At 59.0% G+C, this 18677-nt stretch carries 18 protein-coding genes and 1 tRNA gene; 8 read left to right on the top strand and 11 right to left on the bottom strand.

Going from position 1 to position 18677, the window contains the following annotated elements; genetic code table 11:
* Genes JMN36_RS04345 through JMN36_RS04330 form a run of 4 tightly spaced genes read right to left on the bottom strand, consistent with a single transcriptional unit; the run spans nt 1 to nt 5920 of the window.
* Nucleotides 1-633 carry a Na+/H+ antiporter subunit E gene (locus JMN36_RS04345; RefSeq protein WP_012732619.1) on the bottom strand — a complete coding sequence of 211 codons (633 nt, stop codon included), beginning with the start codon at nt 631-633 and terminating at the stop codon, nt 1-3.
* Entirely contained in the window at nt 630-2345 is a 1716-nt protein-coding gene (locus tag JMN36_RS04340; RefSeq protein WP_221923921.1) for a monovalent cation/H+ antiporter subunit D family protein, read from the bottom strand. The genes JMN36_RS04345 and JMN36_RS04340 overlap by 4 nt, the downstream gene beginning before the upstream one ends.
* Nucleotides 2346-2924: a cation:proton antiporter subunit C gene (locus JMN36_RS04335; RefSeq protein ID WP_012732617.1), complete on the bottom strand. Its 579-nt coding sequence runs from the start codon at nt 2922-2924 to the stop codon at nt 2346-2348. It abuts the gene before it with no gap.
* The gene (locus JMN36_RS04330) at nt 2921-5920 is read right to left on the bottom strand and encodes a DUF4040 family protein (RefSeq protein WP_204087679.1); all 3000 of its coding nucleotides are present in this window, start codon (nt 5918-5920) and stop codon (nt 2921-2923) included. Before JMN36_RS04330 ends, JMN36_RS04335 begins: the two co-directional genes overlap by 4 nt.
* 372 nt (nt 5921-6292) lie before the next feature.
* Here JMN36_RS04330 and JMN36_RS04325 point away from each other — a divergent pair, with 372 nt between their 5' ends.
* Entirely contained in the window at nt 6293-7288 is a 996-nt protein-coding gene (locus tag JMN36_RS04325; RefSeq protein WP_012732614.1) for a cation diffusion facilitator family transporter, read from the top strand.
* A gap of 56 nt (nt 7289-7344) precedes the next feature.
* Here the strand turns inward: JMN36_RS04325 and clcA are convergent, their stop codons facing one another.
* The 3 genes from clcA to JMN36_RS04310 form a co-directional block, all read right to left on the bottom strand.
* A complete protein-coding gene (clcA, locus tag JMN36_RS04320) occupies nt 7345-8808 on the bottom strand; it encodes a H(+)/Cl(-) exchange transporter ClcA (RefSeq protein ID WP_236881687.1) in 1464 nt (487 codons plus the stop codon).
* Nucleotides 8801-9910 (bottom strand): aldo/keto reductase, encoded by a 1110-nt coding sequence (locus JMN36_RS04315; protein ID WP_269150691.1) that lies wholly within the window; start codon nt 9908-9910, stop codon nt 8801-8803. Before JMN36_RS04315 ends, clcA begins: the two co-directional genes overlap by 8 nt.
* A gap of 122 nt (nt 9911-10032) precedes the next feature.
* Nucleotides 10033-10866 carry a DUF4442 domain-containing protein gene (locus tag JMN36_RS04310; RefSeq protein WP_204087678.1) on the bottom strand — a complete coding sequence of 278 codons (834 nt, stop codon included), beginning with the start codon at nt 10864-10866 and terminating at the stop codon, nt 10033-10035.
* Nucleotides 10867-11124: 258 nt separating this feature from the next.
* On the opposite strand from JMN36_RS04310, the gene JMN36_RS04305 reads away from it, so the two are divergent.
* Complete coding sequence (locus JMN36_RS04305) at nt 11125-11283, top strand: hypothetical protein (protein ID WP_012732610.1); 159 nt, start codon at nt 11125-11127, stop codon at nt 11281-11283.
* A gap of 21 nt (nt 11284-11304) precedes the next feature.
* Here JMN36_RS04305 and JMN36_RS04300 read toward each other — a convergent pair whose 3' ends face one another.
* Nucleotides 11305-11469, bottom strand: coding sequence for a hypothetical protein (locus tag JMN36_RS04300; RefSeq protein ID WP_204087677.1), 165 nt, complete (start codon nt 11467-11469; stop codon nt 11305-11307).
* A 154-nt stretch (nt 11470-11623) separates the two neighbouring features.
* Here JMN36_RS04300 and JMN36_RS04295 point away from each other — a divergent pair, with 154 nt between their 5' ends.
* Nucleotides 11624-11971, top strand: coding sequence for an antibiotic biosynthesis monooxygenase family protein (locus JMN36_RS04295; protein WP_012732608.1), 348 nt, complete (start codon nt 11624-11626; stop codon nt 11969-11971).
* 105 nt (nt 11972-12076) lie between these two features.
* On the opposite strand, the gene JMN36_RS04290 is transcribed toward JMN36_RS04295, so the two are convergent.
* Nucleotides 12077-12150: transfer RNA gene (locus JMN36_RS04290), tRNA-Pro, on the bottom strand.
* Nucleotides 12151-12215: 65 nt separating this feature from the next.
* Nucleotides 12216-13220, bottom strand: a complete 1005-nt coding sequence (locus JMN36_RS04285; RefSeq protein ID WP_236882986.1) for a metallophosphoesterase — start codon at nt 13218-13220, stop codon at nt 12216-12218.
* Between the two features lie 76 nt (nt 13221-13296).
* On the opposite strand from JMN36_RS04285, the gene JMN36_RS04280 reads away from it, so the two are divergent.
* Nucleotides 13297-13758 carry a GatB/YqeY domain-containing protein gene (locus JMN36_RS04280; protein WP_236881689.1) on the top strand — a complete coding sequence of 154 codons (462 nt, stop codon included), beginning with the start codon at nt 13297-13299 and terminating at the stop codon, nt 13756-13758.
* Nucleotides 13759-13815: 57 nt separating this feature from the next.
* Here the strand turns inward: JMN36_RS04280 and JMN36_RS04275 are convergent, their stop codons facing one another.
* Nucleotides 13816-16134, bottom strand: a complete 2319-nt coding sequence (locus JMN36_RS04275; RefSeq protein ID WP_221923919.1) for a transglycosylase domain-containing protein — start codon at nt 16132-16134, stop codon at nt 13816-13818.
* A 279-nt stretch (nt 16135-16413) separates the two neighbouring features.
* Between JMN36_RS04275 and JMN36_RS04270 the strand changes: the two genes are divergently transcribed.
* From JMN36_RS04270 to JMN36_RS04255, 4 genes are all read left to right on the top strand, one after another.
* A complete protein-coding gene (locus tag JMN36_RS04270; protein ID WP_012732604.1) occupies nt 16414-16785 on the top strand; it encodes a WhiB family transcriptional regulator in 372 nt (123 codons plus the stop codon).
* 81 nt (nt 16786-16866) lie between these two features.
* Nucleotides 16867-17025 (top strand): Sp36 family protein, encoded by a 159-nt coding sequence (locus JMN36_RS04265; protein ID WP_012732603.1) that lies wholly within the window; start codon nt 16867-16869, stop codon nt 17023-17025.
* Between the two features lie 4 nt (nt 17026-17029).
* Nucleotides 17030-17512 (top strand): RidA family protein, encoded by a 483-nt coding sequence (locus JMN36_RS04260; RefSeq protein ID WP_221923918.1) that lies wholly within the window; start codon nt 17030-17032, stop codon nt 17510-17512.
* 175 nt (nt 17513-17687) lie between these two features.
* The gene (locus JMN36_RS04255) at nt 17688-18527 is read left to right on the top strand and encodes an MBL fold metallo-hydrolase (RefSeq protein ID WP_221923917.1); all 840 of its coding nucleotides are present in this window, start codon (nt 17688-17690) and stop codon (nt 18525-18527) included.
* Nucleotides 18528-18677: the final 150 nt, after the last annotated feature.

Here is an 18677-nt window from a genome sequence, read left to right as displayed (position 1 = left end):
TTACCTCTCCTTCTGCGGAGCATCCCTGCGTGAAGACCTGGCCGATTCCCGAACAATGGACTCAACAGAGAATCCGGTGGCATCCGTATCTCCTCCGGCATAACCAGGGGGAATGCTCGGCCCTCCGGGTTTAGTGAAGGACTGCGGTCCAGGGCCGCCATTTGGGGCGTCATCTGAGTAATACAACTTACTGGTGTAGCCATTAGCACACCGGGGGTGTGTACGCCGACAGACTTGTGGGGCAAGCCGCTGTTCCATTTCTGCTAGCTCCTGCATAATGGCCTCCGGGTCGCTACCAAACGCAGCGTGCACCAGAAGAATTCGCCCATCTGGAGCATCTTCTGCCGGCATCGGTTCATGAGGGCCCGGATAATCGGAAACATCCTGGGGCAGGGCATCCCCCACTTCAAGAAGCCCCAACGATAATGTTCCCGGTGTCATGGTGATCGACGTCGTAAACAGGCCGACCTCGCGGTCAGTTTGTACACGCAACGGGTATGCCACAATGATCGGATCAATCTCTGAACGACGCTTGTTGGCATCCACAATGATGGACCACGTTGCTAGTAACACTTGTTCAACGAGCCAGGTACCGTACCGTAGGACATGCAGAGTGAGACGAAGTACTTTCATTCTTGTCCTCCTGTGGGACCCGCGACGCTTGCCGACGCCTGACGGTTATGTGAATCGGTGTGATGGTCAGCCTGAGCAGCGTGGTTGGTGCCCTCATCGGCTGCGTGAGCGTCCTCATCATCGTGATGAACAATCATGTCATCGGGGACGTCGGCCGGATCATGAGAATCACCGGTCAAACCAGCACCACCGGTGTTCGCAACGCCTACGGCGTCGTCGCCAAGAACGGCACTCTGGTAGGCCTTCACGTTGAGCAGCGAATCCGCTGCGTGGTTTGTCGCTGAAATCGCCGGGCCAGCGCCTAGCAGTAACCCAGCCGACATCAGGGCCATCACCGCGGACGGCAAAATGAACCGCACCGGAACAGCCAGTTGGCGGTCAACATACTGCGGGTTCATGGGTTTGCCCCAGAACACTTCGCGCCACAGCCGGAGCATAGAGAGCAGCGCACCCATACCGGCGATGACGATGGCCGCCAACACGATCCACGACTTCACCGAATAGTCACTGGCCACAGCCATAACAACACCTAATTTACCGATCACACCGGAAAATGGGGGCAAACCGACGATTGACAAAGCCCCGGCGACGAACACGGCCGCGACCAACGGGTCACGACGCATCAAGCCGGACAGGCGCTGCAAACGGCCAGTTCCGTACGTTTCCTCAATCGAGCCGATGGATAGCGTCAGCGACGCAATCACCGTCATATGGTGAACCGCGTAAAACACTCCCGCTGCCAGCATCCGACGGGGATCATGGTCCACAAAGGCAAGTCCCACCAGCATAAATGGCATACCGTTGACCATCTGGTAGGCCAAAACTGAACGCATTGTACGTTCACCCAAGCCTGCCCATGACCCAACAAGCATGGCTGCCACACAAATCACCAGAATGAGCCACGACCAGCGGTCATCCAGGCCAAACATGACAGCATAAATACGGAAAATCGCGTAGAACGCCACCTTGGTGTGCAGGCCAGAGAACAAAGCCATGACGGCCGGCGACGTGTTCGGATAGGTGCGCGGCAACCACGTGTGAACAGGGAACAGACCAGCTTTAATAGCCAGCGCCAGAAGAATCAGACCACCGGTCACCACCACTGGCCCATTGCCCCGGGCCGCACTGGCCAGTGCGGGCAGGTTCGACGTCCCCGCTGTCGCGTAGGTGAGCGTGACACCAACAACCAGCACCGCCGACGTAATCAAGTTCACCAGCACAAACAAACGGCCAGAACGGAGACGCTGCAACGTACCCGTCATCGCAAGCAACGCGTACGATGGCAGAAGCATGACCTCAATGCACACGAACAGGTTGAACAAATCCGCGGTGCTCATCGCCCCGTACACGCCCCCCATCAGCATGCACACCAGAGCAGGATAGAACCGCGCATTCATTTCTCCGACAGCCGTCGCAAACCACACAGAGACCAGACACACGATCGAGGTCATCGTGATCATTAACGACGAGAACGAATCTGATGCGAACGGAATCGCGATACCAGCAGCGTAACCGCCGACGTTTTCGGCGATGGCGGGGTGGTTCCAGTGGTAGATCATGAGGCTTAGGCCTGCAGCGAAACCAACGATGGGCACGACGAAAGCCAAAGCAATGCGCAGTACTTTCCACGGCGACATGGCGGCAAGAGCGGCGGCCGCCAACGGCCCGGCAAGGAAGAGCGGCAGCAGCGCCGCAATGGTGGATGTTCCCATTTATTCGATGCCCTCCTCGCGCTCTTGGCGGCGTCGATACTGGTTCGAGTCGGTCGAAATTCGACGCGCACTGCGGCCCATCGTCTGTAGCGCTGTCACCTCGTTGGTGAGGTGATCGGGCAAAACGTAGGCGTCGTCGGTAGGAGTATGGTGCTCCTCCTGCGAATCCTTTGCCTGGTCCTGTGCCACCTTCTCCTTAGCGGGCACGGACTTTTCCTCCGTGCTCCACACCGAGTCCTTAAATGCTGCAAACAAATCGGGGAACTCCTTGACCGGGTCGCTCAACGTGTCATCGGAGCGACCTAATGCGGCCAAGGCCAGCATGAATGCGGTGGTGGCCATCGAAATAACAATTGCCGTCAGCACGAAAGCCTGCGGCAACGGATCGGCTGCATCGTGCGGGTTCGTGCCACTCATAATGGGCTCCGCCCGCCACGCTCCAATGCCGGCAGCCAGGAGCGTCAAGTTGGTGGCGTGGCCAATGAGCGTCATTCCGAGTATCAACCGGACCATTCCCCGTTGTAGAACCAGGAACACACCGCCGGCGGTCAGCACACCAATCGTTATTGCGATAATCATTCTTCCACCTCCACGGTGTCGACGGGTTTCCGGCCGGACGTATCGCCACCACTATCGGACGCCGATTCAGACACGGTATCGCGATCAGTGCCCTGAGTAGACGGTGCATAATCTGGCTCATTAGAGCCGAGGGGAGAGAACCCACCGTGCGAGCGCACAGGCCCTAGCGGCGCTTCCGCGCCGGGGCGGATTGGCCCACCCAATTGCAAGAGTGCGATGGCCACTAAACCAAGGACGGCTAGGTAGACGCCGGCGTCGAAGATTTGGGCCGTCGTCAAAAGTTCGCCACCAACATGGGCATTGAGCGGTTGGAGGAAGGAACCGCGGGAGCCGTGCCCGCCTTCTTCACCAGAGGCATGCCCGAGGTAACCGGCGAGACCTGCAAGGACTGCTAACGAAATACCTGACCCCACAAGGATGTAGGGGAGCCGGTTGTTGGTCGGCGCCTTATCTGCCGGACGGGACAGGTAGTAGAACATCAGCGCGCCACCACCGATCAGGGCCGCGATGAACCCGCCGCCGGGGTGGTTGTGTCCGCGCCAGAACACGGCCGCGCTGATCAGAATGAGGACGGGGATGAGAAGTTTCGCCATCCACCTCATCGGTAACGAGTTCAGCTCCGGGCGCGGGATAGCGGCCAAGGATCCACGGATGTCGTCGCGCACACGCGGCACGGAGAGCACCACCGCGGCGATCGCCACACCACACATACCGAGCACAGAAAGCTCGCCCATGGTATCGAAAGCACGGAACTCCACCAGGATTGTGTTCACGACGTTATTACCGTGCGAAATCGTGGGCCCATTGGTGAGGTACCACTGCGAAATCAACGGCTTTCCGTGGTAGCCGACCAGCGCGATCACGCCGACCGTCGTCGTCAATCCCATGAGAACCGCGATCGTTCCGGCCCAGCGATCGCGCCGTGCGGATCGGGCCTCGAAATCACGCGGTTGCAGCCGGATAACCAGCATGAGGACCACGGTGGTGAGAAGCTCAACCAAAATCTGGGTGAGCGCCACATCCGGGCTGCCTAGGGTAAGAATCTGCAGGGTAACGCCGACACCGGCAGCGCTGACCGCAATGACTGCCGACAAGCGACGTCGCGACAGAACCGCAGTGGCCACACCAATAATGACCGTGACCAGGGCAACGTAATCCAGCGGACGGTCAATTCCGCCCACCCGGGAACCCATATCGACGCCATCGATGGCGCCACCATTAAATAGCGCCCCGACGCCCACGGAACCCGCGAGGGTGATAACCGCTAAGAATGGGAGGGCCAGGTGGCGCGTCGGTGAGACGGAATCCGCCATGGAGCCGGCCAGCTTGCCCCAGCGAGAACCACCGGTAATGACACCTTGGAGCACGTGTGCTCCCGTGAAGGGGGATAGTTCCTTACCGACGAGAACCCGCGCAATAGCCTTACGGAAGACAACACATGTGACACCGACGACGATCACCACGACGCTGATCGTCAGCGGCACGTTGATGCCGTGGAACAGGGCGAGGTGAGTGTGCGTCGCGTGGTGCGTGCTCAACGCAGAATCTGCTGCGGCGTCCACGAAGGAATCCATGAAGCCCGGAACAAAGCCCAGCGGGAGGGACAAGAAACCGGGGATTGCTGCGGGTAACCACAGGGACAGTGGTGCTTCGTGGACGTCGCTGACATCACGTGTGCCGTCGACGAAACCGCCGAAGACGTAACGGTAGGAGTATGCGAACGTCAAAATTGCGCCCACCGTCGCGCAGATGAGCAGTAGTGCGGTAGCGGGCGTGGCCAGTTCGCCCTCTGCCATGGCGTCCAACATTCCTTCTTTAGAGATGAAGCCGAATAGTGGCGGCACTGCGGCCATTGAGGTTGCTGCAATGACAGCCATGCTGAATGTCCAGGGCATTTTCCGCCAGATGGGTCCGAGGCGACGAATGTCGCGAGTTCCCGTTTGGTGGTCTACTACACCGATAAGCATGAACAAGCTGGACTTGAACAGGGCGTGCGCCAGCGTGTGCACCACCGCCGCCGCCATGGCGAGCGGTGTGCCAATACCAATGGTGCACACAATCCAGCCCAGCTGAGACACCGTTGAGTACGCGGTCAGTTTCTTCAGATCATTCTTCTGGAGGGCAAACAGTGCCGCCATAATCGCGGTGAACATACCAACGATAATGAGCAGACCGCGCCACCACGCGTCGTCATGGAAGAGAGCGGAGAAACGTAAGAGCAGGTAAATACCCGCTTTTACGACGGCTGCTGCGTGGAGGAAGGCGGACACCGGAGTATCTGCCGCCATCGCTTCGGGGAGCCAGAAGTGGAAGGGGAACTGCGCCGACTTCGTGCATGCCGACGTCGCAATCAACACGGCAATGACAGATAGCAACGTGGGGTGATGCGCCCATTCTGGCGAATGAATAATCCCCGACAGGCTGGTCGTGCCCGTCACACCAGCGCTAATGCCCAAACTGGTTAGAAGCGTAAGCCCACCGAAGAACGTCAGAATGATCGTGCGCATTGATCCCAGCTCGCCGCCGGGGCCTGACCTCGCGATCAGGAAGAACGACGCCAGTGACACGAGCTCCCATGAGATGAACATCAGGATGACGTCGTCGGCAAGAACAAGAGTGACGACGGCTGCCATGAAGGCTGTCATGAGCAGGTAGAAGCTCATGGATCCGCGGCCACCGTGTAAATACCGTGTTGAATAAATGAACACGGCTGCACCGATGCCCAACGCGAGCAGGGCGAAAAAGGTGGATAGGGCGTCGGCGCGGAGTGAGAAGATCACATCGGCGCCATTGGGGAGGAAGTCCTCAATCCACGTGACCTTCCAAGTCCAGGGATTGCCGTCGATGATGTCAGGCAACTTCCGGAGGAGCGGGATAGCGGACGCGATGAAAATAAGGGCTAGGGGCCACCCTGCGTTGCGGTCGAGTAATCGAACAAACAGGGGAACCAGGATGAGGGCGAGCACCACGAATAAGGGGATCGCGATAAGCTCCACGAAGCATCAACACCTGCGGTTTAAGTGGACATAAACATATAATAAACAGTTTTCCAGGGTATCAGTTGCAGTCCAGAATTCCACGCTGCGACGATTGCTCTTGTAGTGGGGAATGTCGTTGTGGTGATGATGTGGGGGTGTGAGCTGAGATTATTTTAGGAAAAAGCCTTGTCGTATCGGGTGGACGGGTGTTAGGGTCAGAATTATTGAAAACGACGACGGCGCTATTGAAAACAAAGTTGCGTGGCGAAACACCCGTGGCGGAGAGCGTGACGGTGGCGAGCACTATGGCCGATGACGGCTGTCATGTCATGACGCTCACTATTGCTTGAAAACTCCTTCTGGTGCCCGAATACTTCTTTGGAGACGATCATGGCTCACAACATGTCCCTCGGACACGACCACGGGGAGGCACACCATCACGATCACGGGCACGGAGATGGGTACGGACATAGCCACGGCCACTCTCACGATCATGGAGCTTCATCACGAGGTCGATTAATTGCTGCCCTCGCGGTCACGGCAACAATCCTGATCGCAGAGCTCATCGGTGCGTGGATCTCCGGTTCGCTGGCCCTCGCAGCCGACGCTGGCCATATGTTGGTTGATTCGTCGGGCCTGGTTATCGCCCTGATCGCCGTGCATCTGTCGCAGCGGCCACGCAATAACCGTTTCACGTGGGGATGGTCGCGAGCGGAGGTACTTGCAGCCGCACTGCAAGCAGGCATGCTGATTATTATCTGCGGAATTGTCGCGGTGGAGGGAATATCTCACCTCATTAACCAACCCGATGTCGAACCCGTGCCCATGCTTATCATCGGAGCTATTGGCCTGGTGGCTAACGCTGCGTCGATTATCATTCTGGCAGGTGGGCGCGAGAGCTCGCTCAATATGCGCGCCGCATTTCTTGAGGTGGTTAACGACGCTTTGGGCTCGCTGGCTGTCATTCTTGCCGCGATTATCGGTTTAGCGACGGGGTGGGTGCGCGCTGACTCGATCGCGTCCCTGTTTATCGTTGCGCTGATGGTTCCGCGCGCATTCACGCTCCTCCGCACAGCGATCCGAATTCTGATGGAGGCCACCCCCGACGAAATCGACCTCGATGATGTTCGCGAACATATTTGCGGCGTCAATGGCGTTAAGGATTGCCATGACCTCCACATCAACACGATCAGCACGGGTGTGGTAGCCCTCACTGCCCATGTGGCAGTGGATAGTGGTCTTTCCGTGGCCGAGCATCATCGGATCCTTCATACCCTGGAAGATTGCACGGCTCAGCATTTTCCGGTGGCTATTAAACACACGACATTCCAGTTGGAAGCGAAGGATCACAGTGGGCACGAGCGCTTACATCACGGCGCGGCTTAAGTAGTGCCTCGGGCCATTGGGTTGCGTCGGCTGTTCCGCTATGTACAGCTCAAGCACTATGGCCGACGTCGTTCTGCCTGCATTGCTTGATTCGTCCGTTTCTCAATGGCTGCGGCATTCTTTGCGACGTTCCGTGCCGACCGCAGACCCAAAGCGTCGTAAATAGGACGGCATTTAAAGATCACGGCGATGAACATCGCAACTGCGCACGCTCCTAAAAGTGGCGGAAGGAGCACAACGGCACCTGTCATCTCGGTGGTCAGAACAAGCCCGGTCACCGGCGCCCCCACACTCGCGGCAAATAATGCCGCCATGCCGACAATTGCCATGGCCGACGGATCCGGCGCAACCTGCGGGAACAGTGCGTGGCACACGAGTCCAACGATCAGCCCGAGCTCAGCGCCCAACACAAGCATGGGGGCAAACAAACCGCCCGGTGTGAGTGCGACATAAGAACCGATCGCCATGATGAAACGCAAAACCAGGAGGCCGAGGAGGACCATGACAGTGCCTCGCCCCATCAGAGCATCCATTGTCAATGAATCTCCGCCACCCACCAGATTGGGGCCGAGATAACCGACGATACCGATGGCCGCTCCGATCATGCCCGCGCGAAGTTCCACAGGGAATGTTGATGCATCGACCACTGCCAGAGTCCGCATGAGTGTGCGGTTATACAGCAGCCCAGCGAATCCAGCGACTAGTCCCACGATCAGGAAAAAAGGTCCGTTATCCAGCGTTGGCGGGGCTGGCTCGGGTAGCGGGAACACGTGGTCATCCCCGACGATAATATGTGCCATGGAATACGCCGCCCCGGAGGCCGAGAGAACCGCTACCGTCATTCTCGCCTCGAAGCGCTTGACCAATTCTTCAAGCACAAACACGGCACCGGCCAGGGGTGCGGAAAACGCCGTGGTGAGTCCGGAGGCCGCTCCGGCGGCGATCAGTAAGCGCAGGTCGGCACGGTTGTTGCGATAGGTCCGGCCCAGGATCGTAGCCACCGACGCACCAAGGTGCACTGACGGGCCTTCGCGCCCGAGTGCCAGGCCTCCTCCGATGGACATCAGCCCCCCGATGAACTTGATGGGCAACAGGCGCATGTGGGTGGGATTAGCGTTGCCCTTCACGATGGCTTCAACGCGGGGAATACCGGATCCCTCCGCCACCGGTTCCAGGTGGCGAACCATCGCTGCTCCCACCATGGCCAATACTGCCGGTGCAACAATGGCAACGATCACGCCGATAACCCCATGATCTTGTGACCACTCGAACACTGTGGTCCTCCACGCTTCCGCGTGTTCGAGGCATACACGGAAGAGGGAAGCAATGATCCCCGTGCCCAATCCCACCATCACAGCCGTGATGGTTAGCGGAACCATCGACATAGAGGGTCGTTCTTTAGCTTCGTTCCACCATTCGAGACTGTGGTACCCGGTTGCCCACCTGATGATGCGTTCGCGCCGGGTGAGGGGGTGGCCGCTCCCATTGCGGCCGTTCGTGTCGTGCTCGGAGTTAGTCACGGGAGTCCGTCGCTACTTGCCACTGGTTGATATTGCGGTCCACTGCGTAGCGGTCAATCGTGCGCAGCTCCTCGTCGGTAAATGACAGGTTGTCTAGCGCGCCGAGGCTGTCGTCGAGTTGCTCGACCGAGCTTGCCCCGATCAGTGCCGATGTCACCTCTGGCCGTCGAAGTGCCCAGGCGATCGCCATTTGTGCCAGCGATTGGCCACGTTCTTCGGCGATGGCGTCGAGGGCACGGATGCCCTCGAGGGTGTCGTCGTTGAGGAATGTGGAGTTCATCTTGTGGTTGCCCAGGCGTGAGTTTTCCGGGATACCGTTGAGGTATTTGCTGGTCAGCAGGCCTTGGGCAAGGACAGAGAACGCGATAACTCCCATGCCGTTCTCTGCGCATGTTTTCAGCAGCGATGTCTTCGCGGCGGGGGATACGGATGGGTCGGTGGGGCCGTCGGGGCCTTCGATCCACCGGTTAAACATGGAATAGCTGGGCTGCATGATGGTGAGCGGTGTGCCCAGGTCGCGGGCGATGCTCTGTGCTTGCCGCGTGAGTTCGGGCGAGTATGAGCTGATGCCTACGTAGAGCGCGCGCCCTGATCGTGCGATGTGGTCGAGCGCGCTCATTGTCTCTTCCAGAGGCGTGTCGGGGTCTGGGCGGTGGTGGTAGAAGATGTCGACATAGTCCAAGCCCATCCGCTTCAACGACGCATCCAGGCTTCCTACCAGGTACTTTCTGCTGCCGCCAAAGCCGTATGGGCTGCTATTCATATACCAGCCGGCCTTGGAGCTAATCACCATTTCTTCGCGGTATGGGCGGAAATCCTGGGCGAAAATGCGGCCGAAGTTGGATTCCGCGGATCCGGGTGGTGGCCCGTAGTTGTTGGCCAGGTCGAAGTGGGTGACGCCACGATCGAACGCACGGCGGAGGATTGCGCGTTGCGTTTCCAGCGGGCGATCCCCACCAAAGTTGTGCCACAATCCCAGTGTGATCGCGGGAAGTTTCAGGCCGCTATCCCCGGAGCGGTTGTAGGGCATGGGGGAGTGCGCCTCGGGTTCGTAGCGGTCATCTGCAGCTCGGTACACGTTCGGATAATGTGCGCTACTCATAGTTTCCAGTGTAACGACGCAGGTGCAGAGCGGTTAACGGTGTTGGGGCGTGGCCACGCATAGGTTTGCGGTGGCCATAGTGGTCGCGGTGGTCGGGCCCGGATACACCAGTGGTCGCGGTTCTATTCCTTGGGAATGAGGCGTGATGGAATTCCCATCTCTTGTATGTCCTGGGGCGTGAGTGCGTTTTCCTCTAGTACTTTCTTGACGACGAACCGTGCGCGGTCTTCCGGGTCGGGGATTCGTCGGGCAGCGCTGAGGAGAGTGGTTAACGTGCCGGCGTTGTGTGATGCGTCGGTGTCGTGTTGCTCGACGGAGGATGACGCCGGGCCGAAAGCACGCCACGCGACCGCCGTCGCTAATGAAAGAAGTGTGATTCCGCGGGCTTCGTGAGGCTCAATGCGCCGGTTGACCACACGAGGGGACGAACCTCCACGTTCCTGCTCGCGGTGTGAGCGTTGTGCTTCTTTACCCTTGCGCAGCCGGCAGTGAAGTTCTTGCTGTCCAATGCCGACGGTAGAGCCGTCGTCGTTGGTGATCACCGTGGTGTACGGGATATTGCAGAAGCCGTCGGATGCGATTTCATGTTTGATTTGCTCGACCATGGCGTCCGTGACCCGGATGGTGGCGTGGGCGTTATTGCGGCCGGGGTTGATGTATTGGAACGTGCCGGTGCGTGTCCAGGCTTCATACTCCCGCCCGAGGCGCTGCATCACGAGCATGCCGAACATGGCGTCGGTCATGGAGAACAGCGAGCCGCCGAATGCTGCCCCGTGCGCATTGCTGTTGAGCCGGTTGACCTTGAGTACGAGGTGTGCCGACGACCAATCGTCGGGGATGTCCCGGATTCTCACTCCTGCAGCAAAAAGAGGTGGATACGCGCTCATGGCGGCGGCGAAGAGGCGCGGTGAGCGGAAAACACGTTTGACGAGGAGGGCTGCAGTGCGAGTATTCATGTGATCTAAATTACTCAAACTTGGCGACGGCGGGGAGGTTTGTGGAGAAAACGTGGATTGGCGTGTAGACGGGCGTCGAGAATTCCCGACGAGGGCCTCCGGTCGCAATTCGTTTATTTGCTCGTGCTCTCGTGATAGTTATATCGCTCGCTGTTTATGTGGCTTTCTGATTATTCACATCTAGTTAACGTAAACGGAGTTATTTAACGTTTACAATCGTTTTCATCTTCCTATTTCCTATCGTTCTCTAGGGTTGCAATGAACAAAATTGGATACGTCACGGGCCTGCTTTTCCTAGCTATCATCATCTCGATGAGAACAGGGCACGAAACGATGGGAGAAATTATTGCGGTTTTCTCGCTTGTATTCGTGGTGTGTGTTCAAGGGTATTACCTATGGAAAAAGAAATCTGACTAGCTAAACCGTAGGTGCAAAACGTCACCCATCGACGTACTGATGGAGTTTTATTCGTAGCTTCGGTTCTTCTTCCGTTGCTGGGGTGCCTTCTTCTGGCATGTGACCTTGTTGTGCTCGGTGGCCTATCTCTACCTCGTCGCCGACGACGGACGTGGGGGCGTCGTGGTTTATTGATGGGCTAAGCACACGCGAGTTTTAACCCTCTGACCAGCGCTTTCTCTACCTGTTTCGTTTTTGCGACAGTCTCACCTGTTATTTAAGGGGTAAGTTAGGCTGGATATATTGGCTTGCGACGCTCTGTCGCTTTATTTATGAGCCAGCCAATGCTTAATATGAGTTCATGAGCATCGTAGTTACCAACCAGCTGACCATTACGTCAGATCGCGCGGACGAAGTTGTTTCCCGCTTTTCCCAGAACATGCAGTCCTTGGACACGTTCGATGGATTCGAAGGCTTCGAGCTGTGCAAGCCGACGGAACCTGCCGACGACCGCTGGATCGTGATCACTCGGTGGCGCGATCAGGAAGCTTTCCTGGGATGGCGCAATTCCCGCAAGTTCCGTGAAGACCACGGCTGGCGTGAGCGCGAATCCAGCAAGGAAGAAGAGGCGAAGAGGCCACCGCACGGTTCGATGAACTCGGTTGTCCGGAACTATGACGTCATGCTGACTAAGGACGCTGCTGAATAGTTGACGCGGTAACCCTCGCACGCGGCAAGCCCGGCCAGAACCCCCACCGCATACAGCAAAACCTCCGCTGCTTTCTTAATGAAAGTGGCGGAGGTCATTTATTTGTCGGGGTAGCGGGATTTGAACCCACGGCCTCTTCGTCCCGAACGAAGCGCGCTACCAAGCTGCGCCATACCCCGGTGCAACTCGACTAAGGCTAGCGCACGCTCTTTCGTACTGCCAAATCACTACGCAGGCGCGCTGCCTAAAGTTCCTTAACTACAATTTCTCGCTCGATGAAGCCGTCTCCCACTTCGATCTCGTCGACAGTGGGCTCGGGGAGGTCGTCGGCTCCACCGCCACCCTTTTCGACGATGCGCAGCAGCTGTGCGGTCGGTGGGCAGAATGTTCGCACCGGTGCAAACTTGGACGTTCCCAGGCCGGGCGAAACGTTGAGAATGGAGTCCTTCCACTCGGAAACGCCGGAGGCATGCTCGCGGTCGATCCCAGAGTTCGTCACGATGGGCTTCCCACCCGGCAAGCACAACTGCCCACCATGCGTGTGGCCAGCCAGGATCAGCTGATACCCATCCTTGGCGAAGGCATCCAGCACCCGCGGCTCGGGCGAATGCGTCAACCCGATGGACAGGTCTGCGTCCTTATTCGGCTCCCCAGCGATCAGCGAGTAGTCATCCAAATCCCCGTGCGGATCGTCGACCCCAGCAACCGCAAGTCGGAACCCGTCGACGGCGAAATCATGCCGCTGGTGTGTGCAATCTTCCCACCCGTGCTCCTTGAACACCGCACGCAGATTCTTCCACGGCATGCCCTGGTCACTGTGCTTCTGCTTTTTGCCTGTGAGGTAGCGCAGCGGGTTGGGAGCCGTCGGTGCCCAATAATCGTTGGTGCCAAAACAGAACAGGCCCGGCGTCGTCAAGAGAGGGGAAAGTGTCTGAACGACGGCAGGCACGGCTTTAGGATCGCCCAGGTTATCCCCGGTATTGACAACCAGGTCCGGCTCCAGCTCGGCGAGCTCACTGACCCACAGCTGCTTGAGCTGCTGGTGGGGCAGCATGTGGAGGTCCGAGATGTGCAGAATGCGGAATTCGTTACGACGCCCCCGAAAAGTGCCTTTCTCCAGCATGGGGATGGTTGTGACGGCGAGGCGGAACCGGCTAGCGCCGAGCAGCGCAGCAGCGGCCCCTGCAGCACCCGCAGCACCCGCGGTGGCCGCAATTTTCTTGCCAATGGACCGGGGAAAAATACTCACACGCCCATGGTAAAGGTGGCGGGACGCTTTTCCGATTCGGCTGGTCAGTGTCCGGACGGGCGCTATCCTCAAGGGCATGGGTATGAAAGCAATGATCCGCGAGGATCTCAAGCAGTCGATGAAGAACCGCGACAAGGAAACGACCAGCACATTGCGTATGTTGTTGGCCGCGATCCAGGAGGAAGAAACGTCGGGGAAGGCGCATGAGGCGTCGGACCAGGACATTCTCCGCGTGATTGCTCGTGAAATTAAGAAGCGGCACGAATCCGCTGATGTGTATGCGAAGGCGGGTCGCGATGAACTCGCGGACTCTGAGCGCGCTGAGATTTCTGTTCTGGAGCGCTACCAGCCGAAGCAGCTCTCGGATGAGGAACTGAATGCGCTGGTAGACCGGGTAATCAAGCAACATGAAGCCGACGGCGGCGAGGTTTCCATGAAGGCGATGGGCCAGATAATGAAGGCTGCCACCGCAGAGGCCAAGGGCACTGCCGACGGTAAACGCTTATCGACGGCTGTTCGCGCGCAGCTTCAGGGGTAGCGCGCTACGGCCGGTGGCTCCACGCGCCGGCCACTTCTCCACGCGCCGGCTCCGTCGCTACGGGAGGAATCCCTGCAGCTGGGGTGGGACATAGGTGTGCAGGAAGTCGTTAATCATGCCGGGGATGTCGGGCAGTGCGGGTGCGGGCGCTGGAGCGGGTACTCCGCCCCCGCCGCCGGTACTGCCACCACCACCGGTGGCACCTCCGCCGGTGCCTCCCGTCGAACCGGAATTAGTGGGTTGGGGGAGCACCGCGCGTGAGTATCCGATCGCCTCGGGGTTGGTTCCTGCCTGGTAGGAGGGGTTCATGGGCGGAAGTGTGTGCCCGCCGTAGGCGTCGATAAGAGGTTTGGCCGCGCTGAGGTAGATATCAGCGGGTTCCTTGCCACCGAAGAGGTTGCCATCGGGGCATTGGCGCAGGGGGCCGGTGCAGAGCGGTGAGCTGGTGCTGCCGTCGTTGAAGATGTATACGGCGCCGGCAAGTCCGCTGGTGAGCCCCATGAATGCGGCGGATTGGTTGGTTTCCGTGGTACCGGTCTTTGAGGCCAGGGTGCCGTCCCACCCGGTCTGCTCGGCGGCTTCGTGGGCCGTGCCGGTGCTGACGTCGTCAGATAGGCCGTTGGCCAGTGCGTTTGCAACGTCGGTGGGGATGGCTTGTTCGCACTTCGGCGGCGTGACGGGGACATCTTTGCCGTCGTGATCGGTCACCTTCAGGACGGGGTTGGGCTCGCACCACGTTCCGCCGTTGGCGATGGTTGCCGCCACATTGCTCAGTTCGAGGGGATCGACGGCGACCGGGCCGAGCACGAACGAGCCTTGGTTGGTCTCTTTAATCGTGTCGGCTTGGGATTTCTCGTCCTTGTTGTCGCCGTTATCACCGTTGTCGGAACTGGGTTTGTCAGCCAAGCTGCGTAGCCCCATTTTGACGGCGGTATCAACAACGGTGCCCACACCAAGTCGCTTTTCGAGGTCGATAAATGGCGTGTTCGGCGACTCGGCAAGCGCCTGCTTGAGCGTCATTTTCGACGGGTACGCGCCGACGTTTTCCACGCAGTATTTGTCGGCGGGGCACCCCGGCGCGCCACCGTGGCCCATGTCGGATACCTCGATTCGCGACGGCACGTCCATCACCGTGTCGATCCCCATCCCCTTTTCCAGCCCCGCGGCTGCAGCGAACACTTTGAAAATGGAGCCAGCCCCATTGCCGACGGGGTGCGATGCTAATGGCAAGACGGATTGTGAATTGCTGGCGTCGAGCCCATAGTGCCGTGAGGCGCCCATTGCGAGGACTTGGTGGCCGTCGGGCTTGATCAGGTTCATCGCTCCGGCAACCCCGGGGGTAGTGGCAGGGGCATATTGTTCAAGTGAGGCATTGACGGAATTCAACGCGTTCGGGTCAAGCGTGGTGGTCAGCGTGTAGCCGCCCGAAATGAAGTCGTCCTTCGAGATCCCGTGCGAGTCCAGGTAGCGCAGCGCGTAATCGCAGAAGAACCCGGCGTCGTCGGCCCCGATACATCCGTTGGTGGGGGCTTCGGGCTTATCGACGACACCCAACGGCGAGTTCTTCGCGGCGTCGGCGTCGGCAGTGGACAGCGCCCCCGTGCTGGTCATGGCGTTAATGACCGTGTTGCGGCGCTGCAGCGCGGCGTCGGGGTGGGTGAACGGGTTATAGGCCGACGTGGATTGAACCATCCCGGCCAGCAGCGCGGCCTGCGGCACCGTGAGGTCTTTGGCGTCGACGTGGAAATACGTCTGCGCCGCGGTCTGCACGCCGTACGCCCCGTTGCCGAACTCCACGAGGTTCAAATACCTGGTCAGAATCTCGTCCTTGGAGAGGTTTTTATCCAGGTCGGACGCGAGTTTCATCTCGCGAAGCTTGCGCGCGACGGTGTCCTCGTTGGCAGCAGCTCGTTCGTCGTCGGTCTTGGCCTTGACCAGCATGAGGTAGTTCTTGACGTACTGCTGGTCCAGGGTGGACGCGCCCTGGGCGACGCCCCCGTGTGTGATGTTGGCGACGACCGCTCGGGCAGTTCCGCGCAGGTCAACGCCGTGGTGCTCGTAGAACCGTCGGTCCTCGATGGCGACGATCGCTTTCTTCATCGGTTCCGAGATCTGATCCGACGCAACTTCTTCTCTGCGCTGTGTGTAGAACGTGGCCAGGGGGTTGCCGTCCCGGTCGGTCATGGAGGAGACCTGCGGAAACTTGGCGCTGGCGATGTCGTGATAATTGGAGTCCATGGCGTTGTGGCCACGGTTGATCGTGGCTCCGGCTGCCAGGGCGACGGGCAGCGCGCTGAGCGCCACCAGCACGGTGGCGAGGAGTATGGCGCCGCAAAGGATCAGGCTAGGTGCCGGAGCATCAGATCGTCGGTTCACGCTTACACCCTACCCAGTGATTGGCCTTGTGAAGTGAGTCTCACCGATTATGGGCATGTGCTCAGGGGAAACACAGATGGATAAAAACCTACTCTTCCGTTAAGTAGTTAGTGCGACTACCCCCGAAATGTGATGTAGTCGACAGTTTGTTTGGCGTGTGAATAGACTTACAGTCAGCTAAGCAGGGTGAATATCCACAAAAACACGGTATCTCGGAATACCAGGGTGACGCTCACGGCTTCGCGAGCATGCAAACGTGACCACGGAGAGGAGTGCACAATGACTGCATCGCTGACCCGACCGGCTGATACATCGTTGGCCACAACCAAGGACGGACGAATCCAGCAGAAGGTGGATTCGCTTACGGATCCGTCGTCGTTCACGGAGCGTGGCCAGTGGATCACTCACGCCAAGTGCCGTGATATCGATCCTGAGGAGTTGTTTGTCAAGGGGTCGAAGCAGCGACAAGCCGCAGCGATTTGCAGACATTGCCCCGTCGTTTTGCAGTGCCGTGCCGACGCCTTGGATAACCGCGTGGAGTTCGGCGTGTGGGGTGGCATGACCGAGCGGCAGCGTCGGGCATTGTTGCGGGAGCACCCTGAAGTGGAAAGCTGGGCGGACTTTTATGCGGGGTATGCCGGCCGGTCATAACAGGCCACCCCGTCTGCACTGTTGATTGAGCCGGCGATGGTGATTAAGCCCAGTGCAGCTGATTCTTGTTAGGCTAGGTTCATGACAACCTGGGAATATTCGACAGTTCCGCTGTTGACGCACGCGACGAAGCAGATTTTGGACACATGGGGGGCCGACGGTTGGGAGCTGGTGGCAGTTATGCCCGGCCCAACAGGCGAGCAGCACATTGCCTACATGAAGCGCCCGAAGGAAGACTAGTTTTATGACGACCAGCGGACAGTCCACTCAGAGCCCCCGGAAGAACCTCGCTGACCTCGGGATTGAACTCCCGGAGGTGGCGGCACCGGTGGCCTCCTACGCCCCGGCCGTGATCGCGGGGGACACGATTTACGTCTCGGGCCAGCTCCCCTTCAAGAACGGCGAACTCCCGGCGACGGGCAAAGTTGGCGCCGGCGTCTCCGCGGAGGACGCGACCAGCTACGCCCGCCAGGCAGCACTCAACGCATTGGCCGCGATTAATTCCCTCGTTGACATTGACTCAGTGTCGATTGTGAAAGTCACGGGGTTTGTGGCGTCGGCACCCGGATTCGGTGGCCAACCCGGGGTAATTAATGGTGCGTCGGATCTTTTCGGCGACGTTTTCGGTACGGCCCACGCGCGCTCGGCGGTGGGGGTTTCGGACTTGCCCCTGGATGCGCCCGTCGAGGTCGAAGTTATCGCGCGACGTAGCACCGGCGCGGAGTAACACAGCCGCGGCCTAACACAAGCGAGTAACTCCGCGACGAAAGCCCGTCGTACCCCGGGGGTTTGCCGAACGTGTGCTAAGTCGTGCTCGGAATTGCCCCCGTTTCGGCATTTTTTCGGTCGTCTCTGACCCGATGAGATTTTGACAGACCGCGCGAGGACGTACACTGACATGCATGGAGCATCCTGCGTATAGCCAGTTGCGTCCCGTTACCCCCAACGCGGGCGTTGTTTTATGTCCCAATCCCAGCTATGGCTCGCTAGAGGGCACCAATAGTTGGGTCATTAGAGCTGATGGTGATCCGCGGTCGATCGTTGTGGATCCGGGCCCTCAGGATGAAGGCCACCTGAATGTTCTTAACCATCATGCGTCGGAAATCGCGCTGATTCTTTTGACTCACCGGCATCCGGATCATGCTGATGGGGCTAACCGGTTGTCGCAGATTACGGGGGCGCCCGTCCGGTCTGTCGATAAGCGTTTCTGCAAAATGGGGGATCCGCTCGAGGATGGTGAAGTGATCACCGTCGAGGGCGTTACTCCGGCCGTGAAGGTCGTCGCCACTCCTGGCCACACTGCGGACTCGGTGTGTTTCTTCCTTTACTCGAGTGCCGACGCTGCTCAGGCCGATGATGGTTCGGGCGATACGAAGCCTGAGGCGATTTTGACGGGCGATACCATCGCCGGCAAGCACACGACCATGATCTCCGAGACCGATGGTGATTTGGGTCAATACTTGACGACGTTGGAGATGCTGAAGAAGCGTGGCGCTGGTGTTCCGTTGTTGCCTGCGCATGGGCCGGACCACCCGGATCTGGAGCCGTTTGCCGAGAAATACCTTGATCGACGCCACCACCGCCTTGACCAGATCCGTGAGGCCCGCAAGAAGCTGGGGGATGATGCTTCGGTGGACCAGTTGGTTGATGAGATCTACACAGACGTGGACCCGGTGTTGCGTGGGGCTGCTGAGCAGTCGACGCGGGTGGCGCTGCGGTATTTAAGCGCTGAAGAGAAATAGCGTTCGGGTGCAGTAGCGCTCGAGAAAAGCCACGCTGGAGAGAATTAAGCAGCCCGGGAAGTCTCGGGCTGCTTTGCGTTTGTTTAAGTTCTGCGCGTTTGTGAGTTATACGACGAGAATGTGTCCGCGTGGCTGAAAACTGCGGGGGAA

Origin of the sequence: Corynebacterium pseudokroppenstedtii (genome assembly GCF_019754945.1) — a bacterium.
Taxonomy (GTDB): domain Bacteria; phylum Actinomycetota; class Actinomycetes; order Mycobacteriales; family Mycobacteriaceae; genus Corynebacterium; species Corynebacterium pseudokroppenstedtii.
This window is presented reverse-complemented; position numbering and strand designations above follow the sequence as displayed.

Excerpts from the sequence above, each read along its gene's own strand:
- JMN36_RS04310 (WP_204087678.1), bottom strand. The coding sequence starts at position 10,866 with ATGAATACTCGCACTGCAGCCCTCCTCGTCAAACGTGTTTTCCGCTCA.
- JMN36_RS04305 (WP_012732610.1), top strand. The coding sequence starts at position 11,125 with ATGAACAAAATTGGATACGTCACGGGCCTGCTTTTCCTAGCTATCATC.
- JMN36_RS04265 (WP_012732603.1), top strand. The coding sequence starts at position 16,867 with ATGACAACCTGGGAATATTCGACAGTTCCGCTGTTGACGCACGCGACG.
- JMN36_RS04315 (WP_269150691.1), bottom strand. The coding sequence starts at position 9,910 with ATGAGTAGCGCACATTATCCGAACGTGTACCGAGCTGCAGATGACCGC.
- JMN36_RS04325 (WP_012732614.1), top strand. The coding sequence starts at position 6,293 with ATGGCTCACAACATGTCCCTCGGACACGACCACGGGGAGGCACACCAT.
- JMN36_RS04335 (WP_012732617.1), bottom strand. The coding sequence starts at position 2,924 with ATGATTATCGCAATAACGATTGGTGTGCTGACCGCCGGCGGTGTGTTC.
- JMN36_RS04255 (WP_221923917.1), top strand. The coding sequence starts at position 17,688 with ATGGAGCATCCTGCGTATAGCCAGTTGCGTCCCGTTACCCCCAACGCG.
- JMN36_RS04295 (WP_012732608.1), top strand. The coding sequence starts at position 11,624 with ATGAGCATCGTAGTTACCAACCAGCTGACCATTACGTCAGATCGCGCG.
- JMN36_RS04260 (WP_221923918.1), top strand. The coding sequence starts at position 17,030 with ATGACGACCAGCGGACAGTCCACTCAGAGCCCCCGGAAGAACCTCGCT.
- JMN36_RS04345 (WP_012732619.1), bottom strand. The coding sequence starts at position 633 with ATGAAAGTACTTCGTCTCACTCTGCATGTCCTACGGTACGGTACCTGG.
- JMN36_RS04340 (WP_221923921.1), bottom strand. The coding sequence starts at position 2,345 with ATGGGAACATCCACCATTGCGGCGCTGCTGCCGCTCTTCCTTGCCGGG.
- JMN36_RS04280 (WP_236881689.1), top strand. The coding sequence starts at position 13,297 with ATGGGTATGAAAGCAATGATCCGCGAGGATCTCAAGCAGTCGATGAAG.
- JMN36_RS04270 (WP_012732604.1), top strand. The coding sequence starts at position 16,414 with ATGACTGCATCGCTGACCCGACCGGCTGATACATCGTTGGCCACAACC.